We start from the raw sequence: 18289 nt of genomic DNA, 5'->3' as shown, positions 1-18289 counted from the left end.
CTGTGTCGCGTAGACGCGTCGTAGTCACCGGTATGGGTATGTTGTCGCCACTGGGCACGGATGTGCCGAGCAGTTGGCAGGGCATTCTGGCTGGCCGAAGTGGCATTGGTCTGATCGAACACACCGACCTTTCTGCCTATTCCACCCGTTTTGGCGGCTCGGTAAAGGGCTTCAATGTCGAGGAATACCTGTCGGTCAAGGAAGCACGCAAGCTCGACCTGTTCATTCAGTACGGTCTGGCGGCGGGTTTTCAGGCTGTTCGCAACGCAGGTCTGGAAGTCACCGATGCCAACCGTGAGCGCATTGGCGTGGCCATGGGTTCGGGGATCGGCGGTCTGACCAACATCGAAGAAACCAGCCGTACTCTGCATGAGACGGGCCCGCGTCGAATCTCGCCATTCTTCGTGCCAGGCTCGATCATCAATATGATTTCCGGTTTTCTGTCCATCCACCTGGGTGCACAGGGACCGAACTACGCCATTGCCACGGCCTGTACCACCGGTACGCACTGCATTGGCATGGCGGCACGCAACATCATGTACGACGAAGCCGACGTGATGATCGCCGGCGGTGCTGAAATGGCCGCGTGCGGCCTGGGCATGGGCGGCTTCGGCGCGTCCCGTGCGCTGTCGACCCGCAACGACGAGCCAGCCCGCGCCAGTCGTCCCTGGGACAAGGGCCGTGATGGCTTCGTGCTGTCCGACGGTGCCGGTGCCCTGGTACTCGAAGAGCTCGAGCACGCCAAGGCTCGCGGCGCGACCATCTATGCCGAGTTGATCGGCTTCGGCACCAGCGGCGATGCGTTCCACATGACTTCGCCACCTGCCGATGGCGCCGGTGCAGCTCGCTGCATCACCAATACCCTGCGCGATGCGAAAATCAACATCGACCAGGTGCAGTACATCAACGCCCACGGCACCTCGACGCCGGCCGGTGACCTCGCCGAAGCCAACGCGATCAAGACCGTGTTCGGTGATCACGCCTACAACCTGGCGATCAGCTCCACCAAGTCCATGACCGGCCACCTGTTGGGTGCGGCGGGCGCGGTCGAGGCGATCTTCAGCGTACTGGCGATCAACAGCCAGGTGGCACCGCCGACCATCAACCTCGATGAGCCGGACGAAGGCTGCGATCTCGATTTCGTGCCGCACACGGCGCGCAACATGGATATCGACGTCGTACTGTCCAACTCCTTCGGGTTTGGCGGCACCAACGGTACGTTGGCGTTCCGCCGGTTCGCCGGCTGATGGACAGCTGGGTCGACGGTCAGCCGGCTGACGCTCTGTCGCTGAAAGATCGCGGCCTGGCCTACGGCGATGGTCTGTTCGAGACCATTGCCGTGCACGGCGGCCAGCCCGTGTTGCTGGATCGTCATCTGACGCGTTTGGCCGAGGGCTGTGCGCGCCTGGCCATCACGGCCGACATCGAACGGGTTCGCAGCGAATTGCTGGCGTATGCCGCGGCAATGGGCGAGGGTGTGCTCAAGCTCATTCTCACCCGGGGCGACGGTTTACGTGGCTACGCGCCGGATCCTGCGGCGCAGGGCCGGCGCATTCTGCAAGGCAATCCTGCGGCGGCGTATCCTGTGGCGCATGGCGAGCAAGGCGTGCGCCTGTTTCCCTGCGTCACACGACTGTCCATCCAGCCCTTGCTGGCCGGGCTCAAGCATCTGAATCGTCTGGAGCAAGTGCTCGCCCGTGCCGAGTGGCGTGACAACGAGCATGCCGAAGGCTTGATGCTCGATCAGGCCGGGCGCGTCATCGAAGGCGTGTTCAGCAATGTGTTCCTGGCGCGCGACGGGGTACTGATCACCCCGGATCTGAAGCGCTGCGGCGTGGCCGGTGTGATGCGTGCCGAAATATTGTTTCAGGCCGAGTCATTGGCCATCCCCACTCAAATCACCGACATCAGCCTCGAACAGCTGCAATGGGCTGATGAAGTCTTTATTTGCAACAGCGTGTATGGCGTCTGGCCGGTACGTGCCTACGCTGCACTGAGCTGGCCGGTTGGCCCGCTCACCCGTAAACTGCAAACCATTGCCCGCGCGCTACTGGATGCCTGATTCGTGAGACGTAAACTCTTGCTGCTGCTGCTGGAAACCGGACTGGTTCTGGCAGGGCTGCTGATGGGCGCCAGCGCCTGGAAAATTCATTCGGCGCTGGAACAGCCCCTGAACATCACGCAGGAAGAACTGCTGGATGTGCCGAAAGGCTCGACGCCTACCCGTACCTTCCTTGAACTCGAAACCGATGGGGTTATCAAGGATGCCTTCTGGTTGCGCATCTATTGGCGCTTCAATCTGGCCGGCACGCCGATCCATACCGGCGAATACCGCATGCAGCCGGGCATGACCGTCAACGGTCTGATCGACCTGTGGAAACGAGGCGAAGTGGTGCAGTACAGCCTGACGCTGGTCGAAGGCTGGAACTTCCATCAGGTCCGCGCCGCACTGGCGAAAGATGACAAGATCGAGCAGACCCTCAAGGGCTTGAGCGACAGCGAAGTGATGGAGAAAATCGGCCATCGCGGACTGTTCCCGGAAGGGCGATTCTTTCCCGATACCTACCGCTTCGTGCGTGGCGTCTCCGACGTCGAGTTGCTGAAGAAAGCCTTCGATCGCCTCGATGAGGTGCTGGCCAAAGAGTGGGAAAACCGCTCGGCCGACGCGCCGTACAGTGAGCCTTATCAGGCGCTGATCATGGCTTCGCTGGTGGAGAAGGAAACCGGCGTGCCACAGGAGCGCGGGCAGATTGCCGGCGTGTTCGTGCGCCGCATGGCGCTGGGCATGCAGTTGCAGACCGACCCGACCGTGATCTACGGCCTGGGTGATCGCTACACCGGCAAGTTGACCCGCGCGCATCTCAAAGAGCCGACGCCGTACAACACCTATGTGATTCCGGGATTGCCGCCAACGCCGATTGCCATGGTCGGCCGCGAGGCGATTCATGCCGCGCTCAATCCCGTGGAAGGCAACAGCCTGTATTTTGTCGCCCGTGGCGACGGTAGCCATGTGTTCTCCGATGACCTGGAGGCGCACAACAGTGCGGTGCGTGAGTTCCAGCTCAAGCGCCGTGCCGATTACCGCTCCAGCCCGGCCCCGGCGAATGCGCCGGCCGCTCCGGTCACTGACGAGGCGATCCCCGCAGCATCCCCGGATACCGCTCCTGAGGCACTGCCGCAGGTTCCAGCTCAGGACCCTGCGCCGGTCCCGGCACCTGCTGCCGAGCCTGGGCCGTCGGCACCGCAAAACGCGCAATGACTTTGATTAAGGACTGCCTGTGACTGGCTTGTTTATTACCCTGGAAGGCCCGGAAGGCGCCGGCAAGAGCACCAACCGCGAGTACCTCGCCGAGCGTCTGCGCGCGGAAGGTATCGAAGTGGTGCTGACCCGTGAACCCGGCGGCACGCCGCTGGCCGAACGCATTCGCGATGTGCTGCTGGCCCCCGCCGACGAAGTCATGAACCCCGACACCGAGCTGTTGCTGGTGTTCGCCGCCCGCGCCCAGCATCTGGCCGAGGTCATTCGCCCGGCACTGGCCCGTGGCGCCGTGGTGCTGTGCGATCGTTTCACCGACTCGACGTACGCCTATCAGGGCGGCGGTCGCGGTTTGTCGCTGGAGCGCATCGCCGCGCTGGAGACTTTCGTTCAAGGCGATCTGCGCCCGGACCTGACGCTGATTTTCGATCTGCCGGTGGAAATCGGCCTGGCCCGCGCCAGCGCTCGCGGACGACTGGATCGCTTCGAGCTGGAAGGCCGGGCGTTCTTCGAAGCGGTGCGCGGTGCGTTTCTCAAGCGTGCTGAAGCCGAGCCTGCACGTTATGTGCGGATCGACGCCGGCCAGCCACTGGTCGACGTTCAGCGTTCGCTGGATACATTGCTGCCGCGTTTGCTGGAGTTGACCCGTGGCTGAGGCCTATCCATGGCAGGACAGCCTCTGGCAGCAACTGGCCGGCCGTAGTCAGCACGCTCACGCGTATTTGCTGCACGGCCCGGTCGGGATCGGCAAGCGTGCGCTGGCCGAGCGGTTGATGGCCAGCCTGTTGTGTCAGCGCCCGACGCCCGAGGCGTGCGGCGAGTGCAAATCCTGTCTGCTGCTCAAGGCCGGCAGCCATCCGGACAACTACATTCTTGAGCCGGAAGAAGCGGACAAGGCGATCAAGGTCGATCAGGTGCGCGATCTGGTCAGTTTCGTGGTGCAGACCGCGCAACTGGGCGGGCGCAAGGTGGTGTTGATCGAGCCGGTGGAATCGATGAACATCAACGCCGCCAACGCCTTGCTCAAGAGCCTCGAAGAGCCTTCCGGCGATACCGTGCTGTTGCTGGTCAGCCACCAGCCGAGCCGTTTGCTGCCGACGATCAAGAGCCGCTGCGTGCAGCAGGCGTGTCCACTGCCGGGTGAGGCCATGAGCCTGCAATGGCTGGCACAGGCGCTGTCGGAGTGTTCCGAAGAAGAGCGCGTCGAATTGCTGACGCTGGCGGCCGGTTCGCCACTGGCGGCGGTCAGCCTGCAGTCCCAGGGCGTGCGCGAACAGCGCGCGCAGGTGGTCGAAGGGGTGAAGAAGCTGCTCAAGCAACAGCAGTCGCCGACGCAACTGGCCGAAGAATGGAAAAACATTCCGATGCTGCGCCTGTTCGACTGGTTCTGCGACTGGTCGAGCCTGATCCTGCGTTATCAATTGACCCAGGATGAAAACGGTCTCGGTCTGAACGACATGCGCAAAGTGGTGCAATACCTGGCGCAGAAGAGCGCGCAGGGCAAGGTCCTCGACATTCAGGACTGGATTCTCGCTCAGCGGCAGAAAGTCCTGAGCAAAGCCAACCTCAATCCGGCCTTGCTGCTGGAGGCGTTGTTGGTGCAATGGGTGAGTTTGCCGGGCCAACGGTAATTGCCCCCGAAACGACTGTGTGCGCCTAGACTCTGAACATCAGCAGTGGAGGTCAACATGAATGAACCCATGAGCCCGGGGCCGCGCAACGGCATCCTGTCCCTGACCATCAAGGACAAGTCGGTGCTGTACGCGGCCTATATGCCATTCATCAAGAACGGCGGCCTGTTCATCCCGACCAACAAGAGCTACAAGTTGGGCGACGAGGTGTTCATGCTGCTGAACCTGATGGACGAGGCGGAGAAGATTCCGGTGGCCGGCAAGGTCGCCTGGATCACCCCCAAAGGCGCGCAGGGCAATCGTGCCGCCGGTGTCGGCGTGCAATTCAATGAAGGCGACAACACCGCCCGCAGTCGCATCGAAACCCATCTGGTCGGAGCCCTGAAGTCCGACCGTCCCACTCATACGATGTAAGTTGCAGTCCTTTTATGCTCGTAGATTCTCATTGTCACCTTGATCGCCTTGACCTCGCCGCCCATGACGGCTCGCTGGATGCTGCACTCGATGCCGCCCGGCAACGCGGGGTAGGGCACTTCCTGTGCATCGGCGTCAGTGCCGACAACGCCGCCGACGTCAAAGCCCTCGCCGAGCGTTATGCCGACGTCGATTGCTCGGTCGGTGTGCATCCGCTGGATGTGCAGCCGGGCGCCGCGCCTGCGCTGGACTGGTTGCTGCACGAGCTCAATCACCCGAAAGTGGTGGCGATCGGTGAAACCGGTCTGGATTACCACTACGAGCCGGAGGCCGCCGAGCTGCAGCAGGCGTCGTTCCGTCTGCACCTGCAAGCCGCTCAGCAGACCGGCAAACCGGTGATCATCCATACCCGTGGCGCCCGCGCCGACACCCTTGAATTGTTGCGCGAGGCTGCGCTGCCCCAGGCCGGTGTGCTGCATTGCTTCACCGAAGACTGGGACATGGCCAAAGCCGCGCTGGACATGGGTTATTACATTTCTCTGTCGGGTATCGTCACCTTCCGCAATGCCGACGCCCTGCGCGATGTGGCGAGCAAAGTGCCGGCCGACCGGCTGCTGGTGGAGACCGACTCGCCGTACCTGGCGCCGATCCCTTATCGCGGCAAGCCGAACCTGCCGCAATATGTGCGTGAAGTGGCGGAGTTCCTGGCGATGCTGCGGGGTGAGAACTACGAGCGGTTTGCCGAGCAGACCACGGAAAACTTCAAGCGTCTGTTCCCGTTGGCCCATGTAAAAACCTGACCTTGTAGGAGCTGCCGCAGGCTGCGATCTTTTGATGTTGTTTTTCTAAGCATCAAAATCAAAGGATCGCAGCCTGTGGCAGCTCCTACAGGTGTGTGGTGCGCAAAAGGACAGCGAGCGCCGATCAAATCGCAGGCAAAAAAAACCCGGGTTCTGGGGGGTGAATCCGGGTTAAGACCATTAGGAGTAAAACAAAGGCACGCGGTCCCTTGGTACCTTTATCGGCGCGACACTTGGGGGAGATGCCGCCCGACAGTTCAAGTATTGATCAGTCTGGCGTTCAGTCCAGTTGAGCGGTCGGGGTTTTTAAACAAATTTGGAATACGTGCGCTTCAGTTGAGTTCTCATTACACTCCCAGCGTTCGCAAAATGAACAAGAAACACAGATATGGTCGGATGATCCGTGCATTTTTGTGCAAGTTAGGCATAATACGCGGCTTCGAATTTTGACCCCTACAGACCTTTTCTTATGCACAAAGAACCTCGTAAGGTCCGTGAGTTTCGTCGCCGCGAGCAAGAAATTCTCGATACCGCGCTCAAGCTGTTCCTCGAACAAGGTGAAGACAGTGTCACCGTCGAGATGATTGCTGATGCCGTGGGTATCGGCAAAGGCACGATCTACAAGCACTTCAAATCCAAGGCCGAGATCTATCTGCGGCTGATGCTCGATTACGAGCGCGATTTGAACGAGCTGCTGCATTCGGCCGATGTCGACAAGGACAAGGAAGCGCTGTCCCGTGCCTACTTCGAATTCCGCATGCGTGACCCGCAGCGCTATCGCCTGTTCGACCGTCTCGAAGAGAAGGTTGTTAAAGGCAATCAGGTGCCGGAAATGGTCGAGGAGCTGCACAAGATCCGTGCTTCGAACTTCGAACGCCTGACCTTGCTCATCAAGGGCCGGATCAGCGAGGGCAAGCTCGAAGACGTGCCGCCGTACTTCCACTACTGCGCGTCCTGGGCGCTGGTACACGGCGCGGTGGCGCTGTATCACTCGCCGTTCTGGAGCAATGTGCTGGAAGATCAGGAAGGTTTCTTCCAGTTCCTGATGGACATCGGCGTGCGCATGGGCAACAAGCGCAAGCGTGATCCGGAAACTCCGAGCAGCTGAATCATTCAGCGGCCTTATTGCGCCATGATTTCGCTACATGACGCAGTACCGCAGGAATATACTCAGGCATAGGGCTTGCTAAAACTTGATTTGTAAGTCAAGTTTTAGTGGCTCGAAATTCTATCGCCGGAGTGATCATGATCGTTGACCGTCAAGGCAGGCGTTTTCGCAATTTGCGCATCAGCCTGACTTCAGCCTGCAATTACGCCTGTACCTACTGCGTGCCCAACGGCAAGCGGCTGGTGGCTGCGCAGGATGAACTGTCGGCCGAAGCCATGGCACGCGGCGTGGCTTATCTGATCGAAGCCGCCGGCATCGAGCGCCTGCGCATCACCGGCGGTGAGCCGCTGGTTAGCCCCAAACTCGAATCGTTCATGAGCGCTGTCGGCAAGATGGGCCTGGACGACATCAGCCTGACCACCAACGGTCAACTCCTGGCGAAAAAACTGCCGCTGCTGGTGGACGCCGGTCTGCGCCGGATCAACGTGTCCCTCGATACCCTCGACGCCGGTGCGTTCCGCAGCATCGCCCGCGGCGGCGATCTGGCGACCGTGCTCGATGGCATGGACCAGGCGAAAGCGGCGGGGCTGAAGATCAAGGTCAACATGGTGCCGTTGCGTGGGCAGAACCTGGATCAGGTAATGCCGCTGCTCGATTACTGCCTGGAGCGTGGTTATGAGCTGCGCTTCATCGAGCTGATGCGCATGGGCCACCTCGCCACCGACTCCAACGCCTTCCTGCAACAGTTCGTCAGCCTGCAGCAACTGCTGAGCCTGATCGGCGAGCGCTACGAGTACGCCCAGGCCGATGCGCCGGTGGACGCCACGGCCGTGCGTTATGCGATTCCGGGCCTCGGTCACTTCGGCGTGATCGCCAACGAAAGCGTGCCGTTCTGCAGAACCTGCTCGCGCCTGCGCCTGTCGTCGACCGGTTGGCTGCATGGTTGCCTGTCGTCGAGCAACCGCCACTATGTCGGCGATCTGCTCGACAAGCCGCGCCATCAAGCGCTACCGGCGTTGCAGCGCTTGCTGGTCAAGGCCTTGGGTGACAAACAGGAAGTGGCGTTCTCCGGTGGCGCGACGATCATGAAGATTATCGGCGGCTGATACCTCTTTTTCGCGAGCAGGCTCGCTCCCACATGGTTTTTCGCAATCCTGTGGGAGCGAGCCTGCTCGCGAAAGCAATCCATCATTCGACAAAGATCCTGAGCTGGCGCAAAAGCTGCATTCAACGGCCATTCGCCGGTTTTCCGTCACCGGCTTCTGGAGGATGAGGATGCGTAGCCTGGTTTTGCTGCTGGCCGTTTTGGCGCTTGGCGGCTGTATGACTGTCAGCGATATGGCCGAAGGCACTCGCGATCAGATGAGCGACGCGGGGCTGCTGGATCACAGTGACAGCCGCCGGGTGAACAACTTCCGCATTCAGCCGGACTCGTTCATCTACATCGCTCAGGGCGCATTTGCGCCGCCGGGTGGTTCCTACCCACGGCCGAACGTGGTCGCCGAAGAAGCCTTCAAGGGGTTTGTCGAATACTTCCCGATGGTCCGCCGTGCCCGTGCCCCGGAAGGCCTTGATCAAGCCATGGGCGAAGCCCGCGATGCCGGCGCTCACTACCTGCTGTACACGCGTTTCGCCAAGGCTGACGACCGTATCGGCAACTCCGACGAGTGGCTCGATCAGGAAGCCGTGGATCGTTTGGGCATCGACGGCGGCGTGATTCAGATCATGTTGATCGAGACCAGCACCCAGTATTTGATTGATACTGCACGGATCAAGAGTCGTGGCGGTTTACTGACGTTCCACGACAACAAGCCTGAAGACCTGATCGGCCCGCCACTGGCGCAATACGCGCGCAGCCTGCTGGGAGTCGGCGACCAATAAACCAAGGAGTACGCCATGAGTGGCCCGCAAAAAGCCAATGACCTGTTGGGACAGATCCCCAAAACCAAAGGCCTGCCGCCGGTGCACTTGTGGAACCCGGACTTCTGCGGCGATATCGACATGCGCATCGCCCGCGACGGCACCTGGTATTACCTGGGCACGCCGATCGGGCGCAAGCCGATGGTCAAGCTGTTCTCCACCATCATCCGCCGCGACGGCGATGATTACTTCCTGATTACCCCGGTCGAAAAGGTCGGGATCAAGGTCGACGACGCGCCGTTTGTGGCGATTGCCGTGGAAGTCGAAGGCGAGGGCGAGACGCAGGTGCTGCGTTTCACCACCAATGTCGAGGAGACGGCCGAGGCCGGGCCGGAACATCCGATCCGCGTCGAGATCGACCCGACGACCCAGGAGCCCGCGCCTTATGTGCACGTGCGCACCAACCTCGAAGCGCTGATTCACCGCAACGTGTTCTACCAACTGGTGGAACTGGCGGTCAGCCGCGAAATCGATGGGCAGCGCTGGCTGGGTGTGTGGAGTGGTGGGGAGTTCTTTCGCATCGGCCTCGAACCCTGATCCAAAACAAAAAACTGCAGGAGTGAGGCTGCTCGTGATCACGATGGTTCAGTAGCATTAATGTCGACTGACACACCGCTATCGCGAGCAGGCTCGCTCCTGCATTGATTTTGTGTTGACTGTTAATCATATGATCATTAGCGTGAACACCCATCGCGAACCGCTTTGAGGTCTTCATGTCCAGCAGCTTTCATGCGTCAACGGTCGATTGGCTGGGCAGCTGGATTGCTGCCGGGCAGGTCAAGCCGGGGCAGGCGATCAAGGTCGAGGCGGATCTGGGCCAGCAGCTCGGCGTCAGCCGTACCGTGATCCGCGAAGCGATCAAGACCCTCGTCGCCAAAGGCATGCTCGAAGTCGGGCCGAAAGTCGGTACCCGGGTGTTGCCAGTGCGGCGCTGGAATCTGTTCGATCCGCAAGTCGTGGGCTGGCTGTCGCGCAACGGTCTGCCGGAAAACTTCGTCGACGACCTGCTCGACCTGCGGCGTACCATCGAACCGATGGCCGTGCGCTGGGCCTGCGAACGCGCCAGCCTGGAGCAGATCGAGGCCGTGCAGCTGGCCTACAACGCGCTGGAGCGGGCCGTCGACAGCGGCATCGATTACAACCGCGCCGACCAGACCTTCCACGAATGCATTCTGGCGGCCAGCCACAATCAGTTCATCGAGCAAATGGTCCCGGCCCTCGGTGCCTTGCTCGCGGTGTCGTTTGAAGTCTCCGCCGCCGACCCCGACGAATTGCGCCGCACCTTGCCGATTCACAAAGACATGGCCGACGCCATCGCTGCCCGGGATGCTGCGCGTGGGGTGTGGGCGTGCGTGACCCTGATCGACAATGCCGACCTGGCAATCAAACGCTTTTACCCGCAGGTGATGGCCGACAAGAAAGCCAGCTGACAACACAGATCCCCCTGTAGGCGTGAGCCTGCTCGCGATGGCGTCGTACCGGAAAAAGCAACGCTGACTGAACCACCGCCATCGCGAGCAAGCTCACGCCTACAGTTAAAACAACAACATGAAGGATTCAACATGACGTGGACCGCCGTAACCCAACACCGCGCCAAACTCGGTGAAGGCCCTTTCTGGGACGCCCCCACCCAAGCGCTGTATTGGGTCGATATCGCCGGCAGACAGGCGCTGCGGCTGATCGGCAACAACGTGCAGATCTGGCAGATGCCCGAGCACGTTTCCGCGTTCATTCCGTGCGCCAGTGGCGATGCACTGGTGACCCTGAGCAGCGGCGTCTATCGACTGAACCTCGATTCCCCGGGCCTTGAGCCACGTTTGAAGTTGTTCTGCATCGCCGACCCGCAACCGGGCAATCGACCCAACGAAGCACGCTGCGACGCCCAAGGGCGACTGTGGCTCGGCACCATGCAAAACAACATCGGCGACAACGGCGAAGACCTGCCGATCGTGCGCCGTTCCGGTGGCTTGTTCCGCGTTGATCCAGACCAGCGCGTCACACCCTTGCTGCGCGGCCTGGGGATTCCCAATACGCTGTTGTGGAGTGATGACGGCACCACGGTCCTGTTCGGCGACAGTCTCGACGACACGCTGTATCGCTATTTTATTCACGCCGACGGCAACCTTGATGTGGCCAGCCCCTGGTATGGCCCTGATCAGAACGGCGGGCCTGATGGTTCGGCGATGGACGCCGAAGGTTATGTGTGGAACGCCCGTTGGGACGGCAGTTGCCTGCTGCGTCTGACACCGGACGGCAAGGTCGAGCGCAAGATCGATCTGCCAGTCAGCCGCCCGACCAGTTGCGTGTTCGGCGGTGACGATTTGAAAACCCTGTACATCACCAGCGCGCAGAGTCCGCACCACCATCCACTGGATGGTGCGGTGCTGTCGATGCGGGTCGATGTGCCGGGCAAGCTCTGCACTCGGTTTGCGGGTTGAATCCCAAAATATGGGATGCAAAATTATATATTGAGATTATTTGGCGGTCGGGTTTATAGTCGGCTCCAGCAGTAACACGCACTCACACTTAAAAAGAACAAAACAGGTGAAGTGATGCAGCGAATCTCTATCGCACTCCCCAGCGGAGTCAGCGTCTCGCAACGGCCCGGCGTCGCTCGCCGTGCCTGCCTGTTTTGCTTTCACAGTCTTCCAGACCGGACATCGTCAGATGCCCGGTTTTTTTGTGCTTACGAACAGGAGTCCTGACCCATGGCTGAACCTCTTTCCTTGCCGCCGGTGCCCGCACCGCCGAAGGGCGAGCGTCTGAAAAACAAAGTCGTGCTGCTGACCGGCGCCGCCCAGGGCATCGGCGAGGCCATCGTCGCCTCCTTCGCCTCGCAGCAGGCCAAATTGGTGATCAGCGATATTCAGGCGGAGAAAGTCGAGAAGGTCGCCGCCCACTGGCGCGAGCAGGGCGCCGACGTACAGGCGATCAAGGCCGACGTGTCGCGTCAACAAGACCTGCACGCCATGGCCAAACTGGCGATCGAGTTGCACGGGCGGATCGACGTGCTGGTCAACTGCGCGGGGGTCAACGTGTTCCGCGACCCGCTGCAAATGACCGAAGAAGATTGGCGCCGCTGCTTCGCCATCGACCTGGACGGCGCCTGGTATGGCTGCAAAGCCGTGCTGCCGCAGATGATCGAGCAAGGTATCGGCAGCATCATCAACATCGCCTCGACCCATTCCAGCCACATCATTCCCGGCTGCTTCCCGTATCCGGTGGCCAAACACGGCCTGCTCGGACTGACCCGGGCGCTGGGCATCGAGTACGCGCCCAAGGGCATTCGGGTCAACGCCATCGCTCCGGGCTACATCGAGACGCAGCTGAACGTCGATTACTGGAACGGCTTTGCCGACCCGCACGCCGAGCGCCAGCGCGCGTTTGACCTGCACCCGCCAAAACGCATCGGCCAGCCGATCGAAGTGGCGATGACCGCAGTGTTCCTGGCCAGTGATGAAGCGCCGTTCATCAACGCCTCGTGCATCACCATCGATGGTGGCCGCTCGGTGATGTACCACGACTGAGCAGATGAGATTTGCGGTGGATGAATTCGCCTGAAATCCAATCATCATACGATATGACTATTTTTGCTCCAGATCGCAGGACCACGCTTCAACGCTTTTCAAATAACGCTCAAGAAAAATAACAAGGAGTCAGCTTATGAAACGTCGTTTCGGGATTCGTACCCTGTGCAGTGCCGCGCTGGCGGTCACCGCGTTCAGTCTGAGCAGCTCGCTGCTGGCTGCCGACACCGTGAAAATCGGTTTTCTGGTCAAACAGGCTGAAGAGCCGTGGTTCCAGACCGAGTGGGCTTTCGCTGAAAAAGCCGCCAAGGACAAAGGCTTCGAACTGATCAAGATCGCCGTGCCGGACGGGGAGAAAACCCTCTCGGCCATCGACAGCCTCGCCGCCAACGGTGCCAAGGGCTTCGTGATCTGCCCGCCAGACGTGTCCCTCGGCCCGGCCATCATGGCCAAGGCCAAACTCAATGACCTCAAAGTGATTGCCGTGGACGACCGCTTCGTCGACGCCAACGGCAAGTTCATGGAAGACGTGCCGTACCTCGGCATGGCTGCGTTCGAAGTCGGCCAGAAGCAGGGCAACGCCATGGTCGCCGAAGCGAAGAAACGCAACTGGGACTGGAAAGACACCTACGCGGTCGTCAACACCTACAACGAACTCGACACCGGCAAGAAGCGCACCGACGGTTCGGTCAAATCCCTGGAAGACGCCGGCCTGCCGAAGGATCACATCCTCTTCGCTGCACTGAAAACCCTGGACGTACCGGGCAGCATGGACGCCACCAACTCGGCGCTGGTCAAGCTGCCGAGTGCGGCGAAAAACCTGATCATCGGCGGCATGAACGACAACACCGTGCTCGGCGGCGTACGCGCCACCGAAGCCGCCGGATTCGCGGCGGCCAACGTGATCGGTATCGGCATCAACGGCACCGACGCCATCGGCGAGCTGAAAAAGCCCAACAGCGGCTTCTTCGGTTCGATGCTGCCGAGCCCGCACATCGAAGGCTATAAGACGGCCGAGATGATGTACGAGTGGGTCACTACCGGCAAAGAGCCGCCGAAGTACACGGCGATGGACGACGTCACCCTGATCACCCGCGAGAACTTCAAGCAAGAGCTGGAAAAAATCGGCCTGTGGAATTGATGGCTGCTCGATCGGTGTGAAGAGGTGACTCAGATGCACGCGCAAGTACAGACACATGAAAACAGCGGCGGCAGCCTGCGCTTCAACGGGATCGGCAAGACCTTTCCCGGGGTGAAGGCGCTGGACGCCATCAGCTTCGTCGCCCATCCGGGGCAGGTCCACGCCCTGATGGGCGAGAACGGCGCCGGCAAATCGACCCTGCTGAAAATCCTTGGCGGGGCCTACATCCCGAGCAGCGGCGAGTTGCAGATCGGCGAGCAGACCATGGCCTTCAAGTCGACGGCCGACAGCATCGGCAGCGGCGTCGCGGTGATTCACCAGGAGCTGCATCTGGTGCCGGAAATGAGCGTGGCCGAGAACCTGTTTCTCGGCCATCTGCCGGCCAGTTTCGGCCTGATCAATCGCGGCACCCTGCGCCAGAACGCCTTGGCTTGCCTCAAGGGGCTGGCCGATGAAATCGATCCGCAGACCAAGGTCGGGCGCCTGTCGCTCGGCCAGCGGCAACTGGTGGAAATCGCCAAGGCGCTGTCCCGTGGCGCGCATGTGATCGCCTTTGATGAGCCGACCAGCAGCCTCTCGGCCCGCGAGATCGATCGCTTGATGGCGATCATCAGTCGCTTGCGTGATGAGGGCAAAGTGGTGCTCTACGTTTCCCATCGCATGGAAGAAGTGTTCCGTATCTGCGACGCGGTGACGGTGTTCAAGGATGGCCGTTACGTGCGCACCTTCGACGACATGAGCCAGCTGACCCACGATCAACTGGTGACCTGCATGGTCGGGCGCGACATCCAGGACATCTACGATTACCGCAGTCGCCCGCGTGGCGCGGTGGCGCTGAAGGTCGACGGTTTGCTCGGCCCGGGCCTGCGCGAGCCGGTGAGTTTCGAGGCGCACAAGGGCGAGATTCTCGGCCTGTTCGGCCTGGTCGGGGCCGGGCGCACCGAGTTGTTCCGGCTGCTCAGCGGGCTTGAGCGCAACACCGCCGGACGCCTGGAATTGCGTGGCCATGAACTGAAGTTGCGCTCACCGCGTGACGCGATTGCCGCCGGGATTCTGCTGTGCCCCGAGGACCGCAAAAAGGAGGGGATCATTCCGCTGGCCAGCGTCGCCGAAAACATCAACATCAGTGCCCGTGGCGCCCATTCCGGCTTCGGTTGTCTGCTGCGCGGGCTGTGGGAGAAGGGCAACGCCGACAAGCAGATCAAGGCGCTGAAAGTCAAAACACCGCACGCCGGGCAACAGATCAAATTCCTTTCCGGCGGCAACCAGCAGAAGGCCATTCTCGGTCGCTGGCTGTCGATGCCGATGAAGGTCCTGCTGCTCGACGAACCCACCCGTGGCATCGACATCGGTGCCAAGGCCGAGATCTACCAGATCATCCATAACCTGGCGGCCGACGGCATTTCGGTGATCGTGGTGTCCAGCGACCTCATGGAGGTCATGGGCATTTCCGACCGCATTCTGGTGCTCTGCGAAGGCGCGCTGCGCGGCGAAGTCAGCCGCGACCAGGCCAATGAATCCAACCTGCTGCAACTGGCTTTGCCGCGCCATCGCGCTGACGGCGTGGCGAACTGAGAGGTGACTATGATGACCATCCAAAACAAGGCGCTGCCGACTCCCCGCAAACCGCTGGACCTGCGGCGCTTCCTCGACGACTGGGTCATGCTGCTGGCGGCCATTGGCATCTTCGTCGCCTGCACCTTGCTGATCGACAACTTCCTTTCGCCGCTGAACATGCGCGGGCTGGGGCTGGCAATTTCCACCACCGGCATCGCCGCGTGCACCATGCTGTACTGCCTGGCGTCGGGGCATTTCGACTTGTCGGTGGGCTCGGTGATCGCCTGCGCCGGGGTGGTCGCAGCGGTGGTGATGCGCGACACCAACAGCGTGTTCCTCGGCGTCAGCGCGGCGCTGGTGATGGGTCTGATTGTCGGGCTGATCAACGGCATCGTGATCGCCAAGCTGCGGGTCAATGCGCTGATCACCACGCTGGCGACGATGCAGATCGTCCGTGGCCTGGCCTACATCTTTGCCAACGGCAAAGCGGTGGGCGTGTCGCAGGAATCGTTCTTCGTCTTTGGCAATGGCCAGTTGTTCGGCGTGCCGGTGCCGATCCTGATCACCATCGTCTGTTTCTTGTTCTTCGGCTGGCTGCTGAACTACACCACCTACGGGCGCAACACCATGGCCATCGGTGGCAACCAGGAAGCGGCGTTGCTCGCCGGGGTCAACGTTGACCGGACCAAGATCATCATCTTCGCCGTGCATGGCGTGATCGGCGCACTGGCCGGGGTGATTCTCGCCTCGCGCATGACCTCCGGGCAGCCGATGATCGGCCAGGGTTTCGAACTGACCGTGATCTCGGCGTGTGTGCTGGGCGGGGTGTCGCTGAGCGGCGGGATCGGCATGATCCGGCACGTGATTGCCGGGGTGTTGATACTGGCGATCATCGAGAATGCGATGAACCTGAAGAATATCGATACGTTCTACCAGTATGTGATTCGCGGTTCGATTCTGCTGTTGGCGGTGGTCATCGATCGCCTGAAACAACGGTAACCCGCATCCCCTGTAGGGGTGAGCCTGCTCGCGATAGCGTTCTTTCAGTCACATCGATGCTGGATGTGTCGACGTCATCGCGAGCAGGCTCACTCCTACAGTAGACCGCGCCAGTCTCCGGCCTCTCGTCATCTTCCCCAAATATTCCTTGCCCGCCCACGCCCGTTTCGGGTATCAATTTGTACATGATTAGACAGGTACGATTTGACAAGAAACAACGGGTGGTCGACGAACTCGTCCGGCGCATCGAAAGCGGCCTCATGGAGGACGGCTTTCTGTTGCCCGGTGAGCATCAGTTGGCTCAGGAATTCAAGGTCAGCCGTGGCACGTTGCGCGAAGCGCTGGCCGAACTGAAGCGGCGCAATTACATCGCCACGCAAAGCGGTGTCGGCTCGATCGTCACGTTCGACGGCGTGGCGCTCGACCAGCGCAGCGGCTGGGCGCAGGCACTGGCCGACAGCGGGGCGCTGATCAACACCGAAGTGCTGCGTCTGGAGGCCGTGACCCGGCCCGACCTGCTCTCGCGGTTCGGCACCGACCAATTCATCACCCTCGACCGTCGCCGGCGCGCCAACGACGGCACGCTGGTGTCCCTCGAACGCTCGTTGATGCCGGCCACCGGCGGCCTGGAAAGCCTGCCGCGCGTCGGTCTGATCGACAACTCGCTGACCATCACCCTGGCTGCCTACGGCTACATCGGCGAGCGCGGCGATCAGTGGATCGGCGCCGAGCCGCTGAATGCCGTAGACGCCGAACTGCTCGGCCGCCCGGTGGGTAGCGTTTTTCTCAAGGCCCTGCGCACCACCTACGACCGGCAGAACCGCTTCATGGAGCAGGTCGAAAGCCTGCTCGACCCGGTGCATTTTCGCCTGCACCTGCAATTTGGAGAATCGAAATGACCGCGCTCAACCGTGCCCTGGGTGCGTTTTATGGCCTGGCTCTGGGTGATGCGCTGGGCATGCCGACGCAATCGCTGAACCGCGAAACGATCAAGACCCGCTTCGGCCGGATCACCGAGCTGCAGGACGCCGGTCCCCTGCAACCGATCGCTGCCAACATGCCCAAGGGCTCGATCACCGACGACACTGAACAGGCAATTCTGGTCGGCCAATTGCTGGTTGAAGGCAAGGGCCGGATCGAGCCGGCAGTGCTCGCCCAACGGCTGATCGAGTGGGAAGCCGAGATGCAGGCCAAGGGTTCGCAGGACCTGCTCGGCCCGTCGACCAAACGCGCCATTGAGATGATCCTCGCCGGCCACTCGCCGGAGGAGGCCGGGCGTTATGGCACCACCAACGGCGCGGCGATGCGCATCACCCCGGTGGGCATAGCGGCGGACGTTGCCGATCCTCAGCGGTTCATCGCTGCGGTGGTGCAGGCCTGTCAGGTCACCCACAACACCACACTGGGCATTTCCAGTGCGGCAGCGGTGGCGGCGGTGGTCTCGGCCGGGGTCAATGGCATGGATCTGGGCGAGGCGCTGAACCTCGGCCAGCAGATTGCGCAACAGGCTGAAGCGCACGGGCATTGGGTCGCCGGTGGGCGCATCGCTTCGCGCATCAGTTGGGCGCGCAGCATCAGCGTCGACAGCGACAAGGCACTGCTGGCCGATCTGCTGTACGACGTGATCGGCACTTCGGTGGCATCGCAGGAATCGGTGGTGGTGTCGTTCGCCCTGGCGCAGCAAGTGGCCGTCGGCGAGATGAGTGCGTTCGAGGCGTTGTGCATGGCCGCCAGCCTGGGCGGTGACACCGACACCATCGCGGCCATCCTTGGCGCCATGCTTGGGGCCTGCCTGGGTCTTGAGAGCTGGCCGGCACCGATGATTGCCACGGTCAAAGCGGTCAATCATCTGGAGCTTGAACCCCTCGTGAAAGGACTCCTCACCTTACGCTGAGGAACCTGTGTAGGAGCTGCCGAAGGCTGCGATCTTTTGATC

19 protein-coding genes are annotated in these 18289 nt (G+C 61.3%); all 19 read left to right on the top strand.

The genetic code is table 11. The features are described 5' to 3' along the window. Positions 1–2: 2 nt before the first annotated feature. Positions 3–1247, top strand: a complete 1245-nt coding sequence (fabF, locus tag KKQ10_RS19775; RefSeq protein ID WP_127648934.1) for a beta-ketoacyl-ACP synthase II — start codon at positions 3–5, stop codon at positions 1245–1247. Then, positions 1247–2062, top strand: a complete 816-nt coding sequence (gene pabC, locus KKQ10_RS19770) for an aminodeoxychorismate lyase (RefSeq protein ID WP_215502057.1) — start codon at positions 1247–1249, stop codon at positions 2060–2062. The genes fabF and pabC overlap by 1 nt, the downstream gene beginning before the upstream one ends. Positions 2063–2065: 3 nt before the next feature. Beyond that, entirely contained in the window at positions 2066–3259 is a 1194-nt protein-coding gene (mltG, locus tag KKQ10_RS19765) for an endolytic transglycosylase MltG (protein ID WP_215502056.1), read from the top strand. A gap of 19 nt (positions 3260–3278) precedes the next feature. Further along, positions 3279–3911: a dTMP kinase gene (gene tmk, locus KKQ10_RS19760; RefSeq protein WP_127648931.1), complete on the top strand. Its 633-nt coding sequence runs from the start codon at positions 3279–3281 to the stop codon at positions 3909–3911. Further along, positions 3904–4887 carry a DNA polymerase III subunit delta' gene (locus KKQ10_RS19755; protein ID WP_215502055.1) on the top strand — a complete coding sequence of 328 codons (984 nt, stop codon included), beginning with the start codon at positions 3904–3906 and terminating at the stop codon, positions 4885–4887. The genes tmk and KKQ10_RS19755 overlap by 8 nt, the downstream gene beginning before the upstream one ends. Positions 4888–4944: 57 nt before the next feature. Then, complete coding sequence (locus tag KKQ10_RS19750; protein ID WP_127648929.1) at positions 4945–5301, top strand: PilZ domain-containing protein; 357 nt, start codon at positions 4945–4947, stop codon at positions 5299–5301. 14 nt (positions 5302–5315) lie between these two features. After that, a complete protein-coding gene (locus KKQ10_RS19745; RefSeq protein ID WP_215502054.1) occupies positions 5316–6101 on the top strand; it encodes a TatD family hydrolase in 786 nt (261 codons plus the stop codon). A gap of 469 nt (positions 6102–6570) precedes the next feature. Continuing rightward, positions 6571–7209 carry a TetR/AcrR family transcriptional regulator gene (locus tag KKQ10_RS19740; RefSeq protein WP_007950805.1) on the top strand — a complete coding sequence of 213 codons (639 nt, stop codon included), beginning with the start codon at positions 6571–6573 and terminating at the stop codon, positions 7207–7209. 137 nt (positions 7210–7346) lie between these two features. Continuing rightward, positions 7347–8315, top strand: a complete 969-nt coding sequence (locus KKQ10_RS19735) for a GTP 3',8-cyclase MoaA (protein ID WP_215502053.1) — start codon at positions 7347–7349, stop codon at positions 8313–8315. Between the two features lie 169 nt (positions 8316–8484). Continuing rightward, positions 8485–9090, top strand: a complete 606-nt coding sequence (locus KKQ10_RS19730; RefSeq protein WP_127648926.1) for a DUF4823 domain-containing protein — start codon at positions 8485–8487, stop codon at positions 9088–9090. A gap of 15 nt (positions 9091–9105) precedes the next feature. Beyond that, positions 9106–9666 carry a DUF1285 domain-containing protein gene (locus KKQ10_RS19725; protein WP_127648925.1) on the top strand — a complete coding sequence of 187 codons (561 nt, stop codon included), beginning with the start codon at positions 9106–9108 and terminating at the stop codon, positions 9664–9666. Positions 9667–9842: 176 nt separating this feature from the next. Next, positions 9843–10559 carry a FadR/GntR family transcriptional regulator gene (locus KKQ10_RS19720; RefSeq protein WP_127648924.1) on the top strand — a complete coding sequence of 239 codons (717 nt, stop codon included), beginning with the start codon at positions 9843–9845 and terminating at the stop codon, positions 10557–10559. 132 nt (positions 10560–10691) lie between these two features. Beyond that, positions 10692–11567: an SMP-30/gluconolactonase/LRE family protein gene (locus KKQ10_RS19715; RefSeq protein ID WP_215502052.1), complete on the top strand. Its 876-nt coding sequence runs from the start codon at positions 10692–10694 to the stop codon at positions 11565–11567. 270 nt (positions 11568–11837) lie between these two features. After that, a complete protein-coding gene (locus KKQ10_RS19710) occupies positions 11838–12656 on the top strand; it encodes an SDR family oxidoreductase (RefSeq protein ID WP_127648922.1) in 819 nt (272 codons plus the stop codon). Between the two features lie 136 nt (positions 12657–12792). Continuing rightward, positions 12793–13797: a substrate-binding domain-containing protein gene (locus KKQ10_RS19705; protein ID WP_025113028.1), complete on the top strand. Its 1005-nt coding sequence runs from the start codon at positions 12793–12795 to the stop codon at positions 13795–13797. A gap of 33 nt (positions 13798–13830) precedes the next feature. Then, positions 13831–15372 carry an L-arabinose ABC transporter ATP-binding protein AraG gene (gene araG, locus KKQ10_RS19700; protein WP_127648921.1) on the top strand — a complete coding sequence of 514 codons (1542 nt, stop codon included), beginning with the start codon at positions 13831–13833 and terminating at the stop codon, positions 15370–15372. Between the two features lie 12 nt (positions 15373–15384). Then, positions 15385–16353: an L-arabinose ABC transporter permease AraH gene (gene araH, locus KKQ10_RS19695; RefSeq protein WP_027612371.1), complete on the top strand. Its 969-nt coding sequence runs from the start codon at positions 15385–15387 to the stop codon at positions 16351–16353. Positions 16354–16538: 185 nt separating this feature from the next. Beyond that, the gene (locus tag KKQ10_RS19690; RefSeq protein WP_215502051.1) at positions 16539–17252 is read left to right on the top strand and encodes a GntR family transcriptional regulator; all 714 of its coding nucleotides are present in this window, start codon (positions 16539–16541) and stop codon (positions 17250–17252) included. Continuing rightward, on the top strand, positions 17249–18247 hold the full coding sequence (locus KKQ10_RS19685; RefSeq protein WP_215502050.1) for an ADP-ribosylglycohydrolase family protein: 999 nt from the start codon (positions 17249–17251) through the stop codon (positions 18245–18247). Before KKQ10_RS19690 ends, KKQ10_RS19685 begins: the two co-directional genes overlap by 4 nt. Positions 18248–18289 lie beyond the last annotated feature (42 nt).

The sequence above is a fragment of the Pseudomonas sp. MG-9 genome (assembly GCF_018729515.1).
Lineage (GTDB): Bacteria > Pseudomonadota > Gammaproteobacteria > Pseudomonadales > Pseudomonadaceae > Aquipseudomonas > Aquipseudomonas serboccidentalis.
The sequence above is the reverse complement of the archived record's forward strand: the minus strand, read 5'-3'. Positions and strand labels throughout refer to the sequence as shown.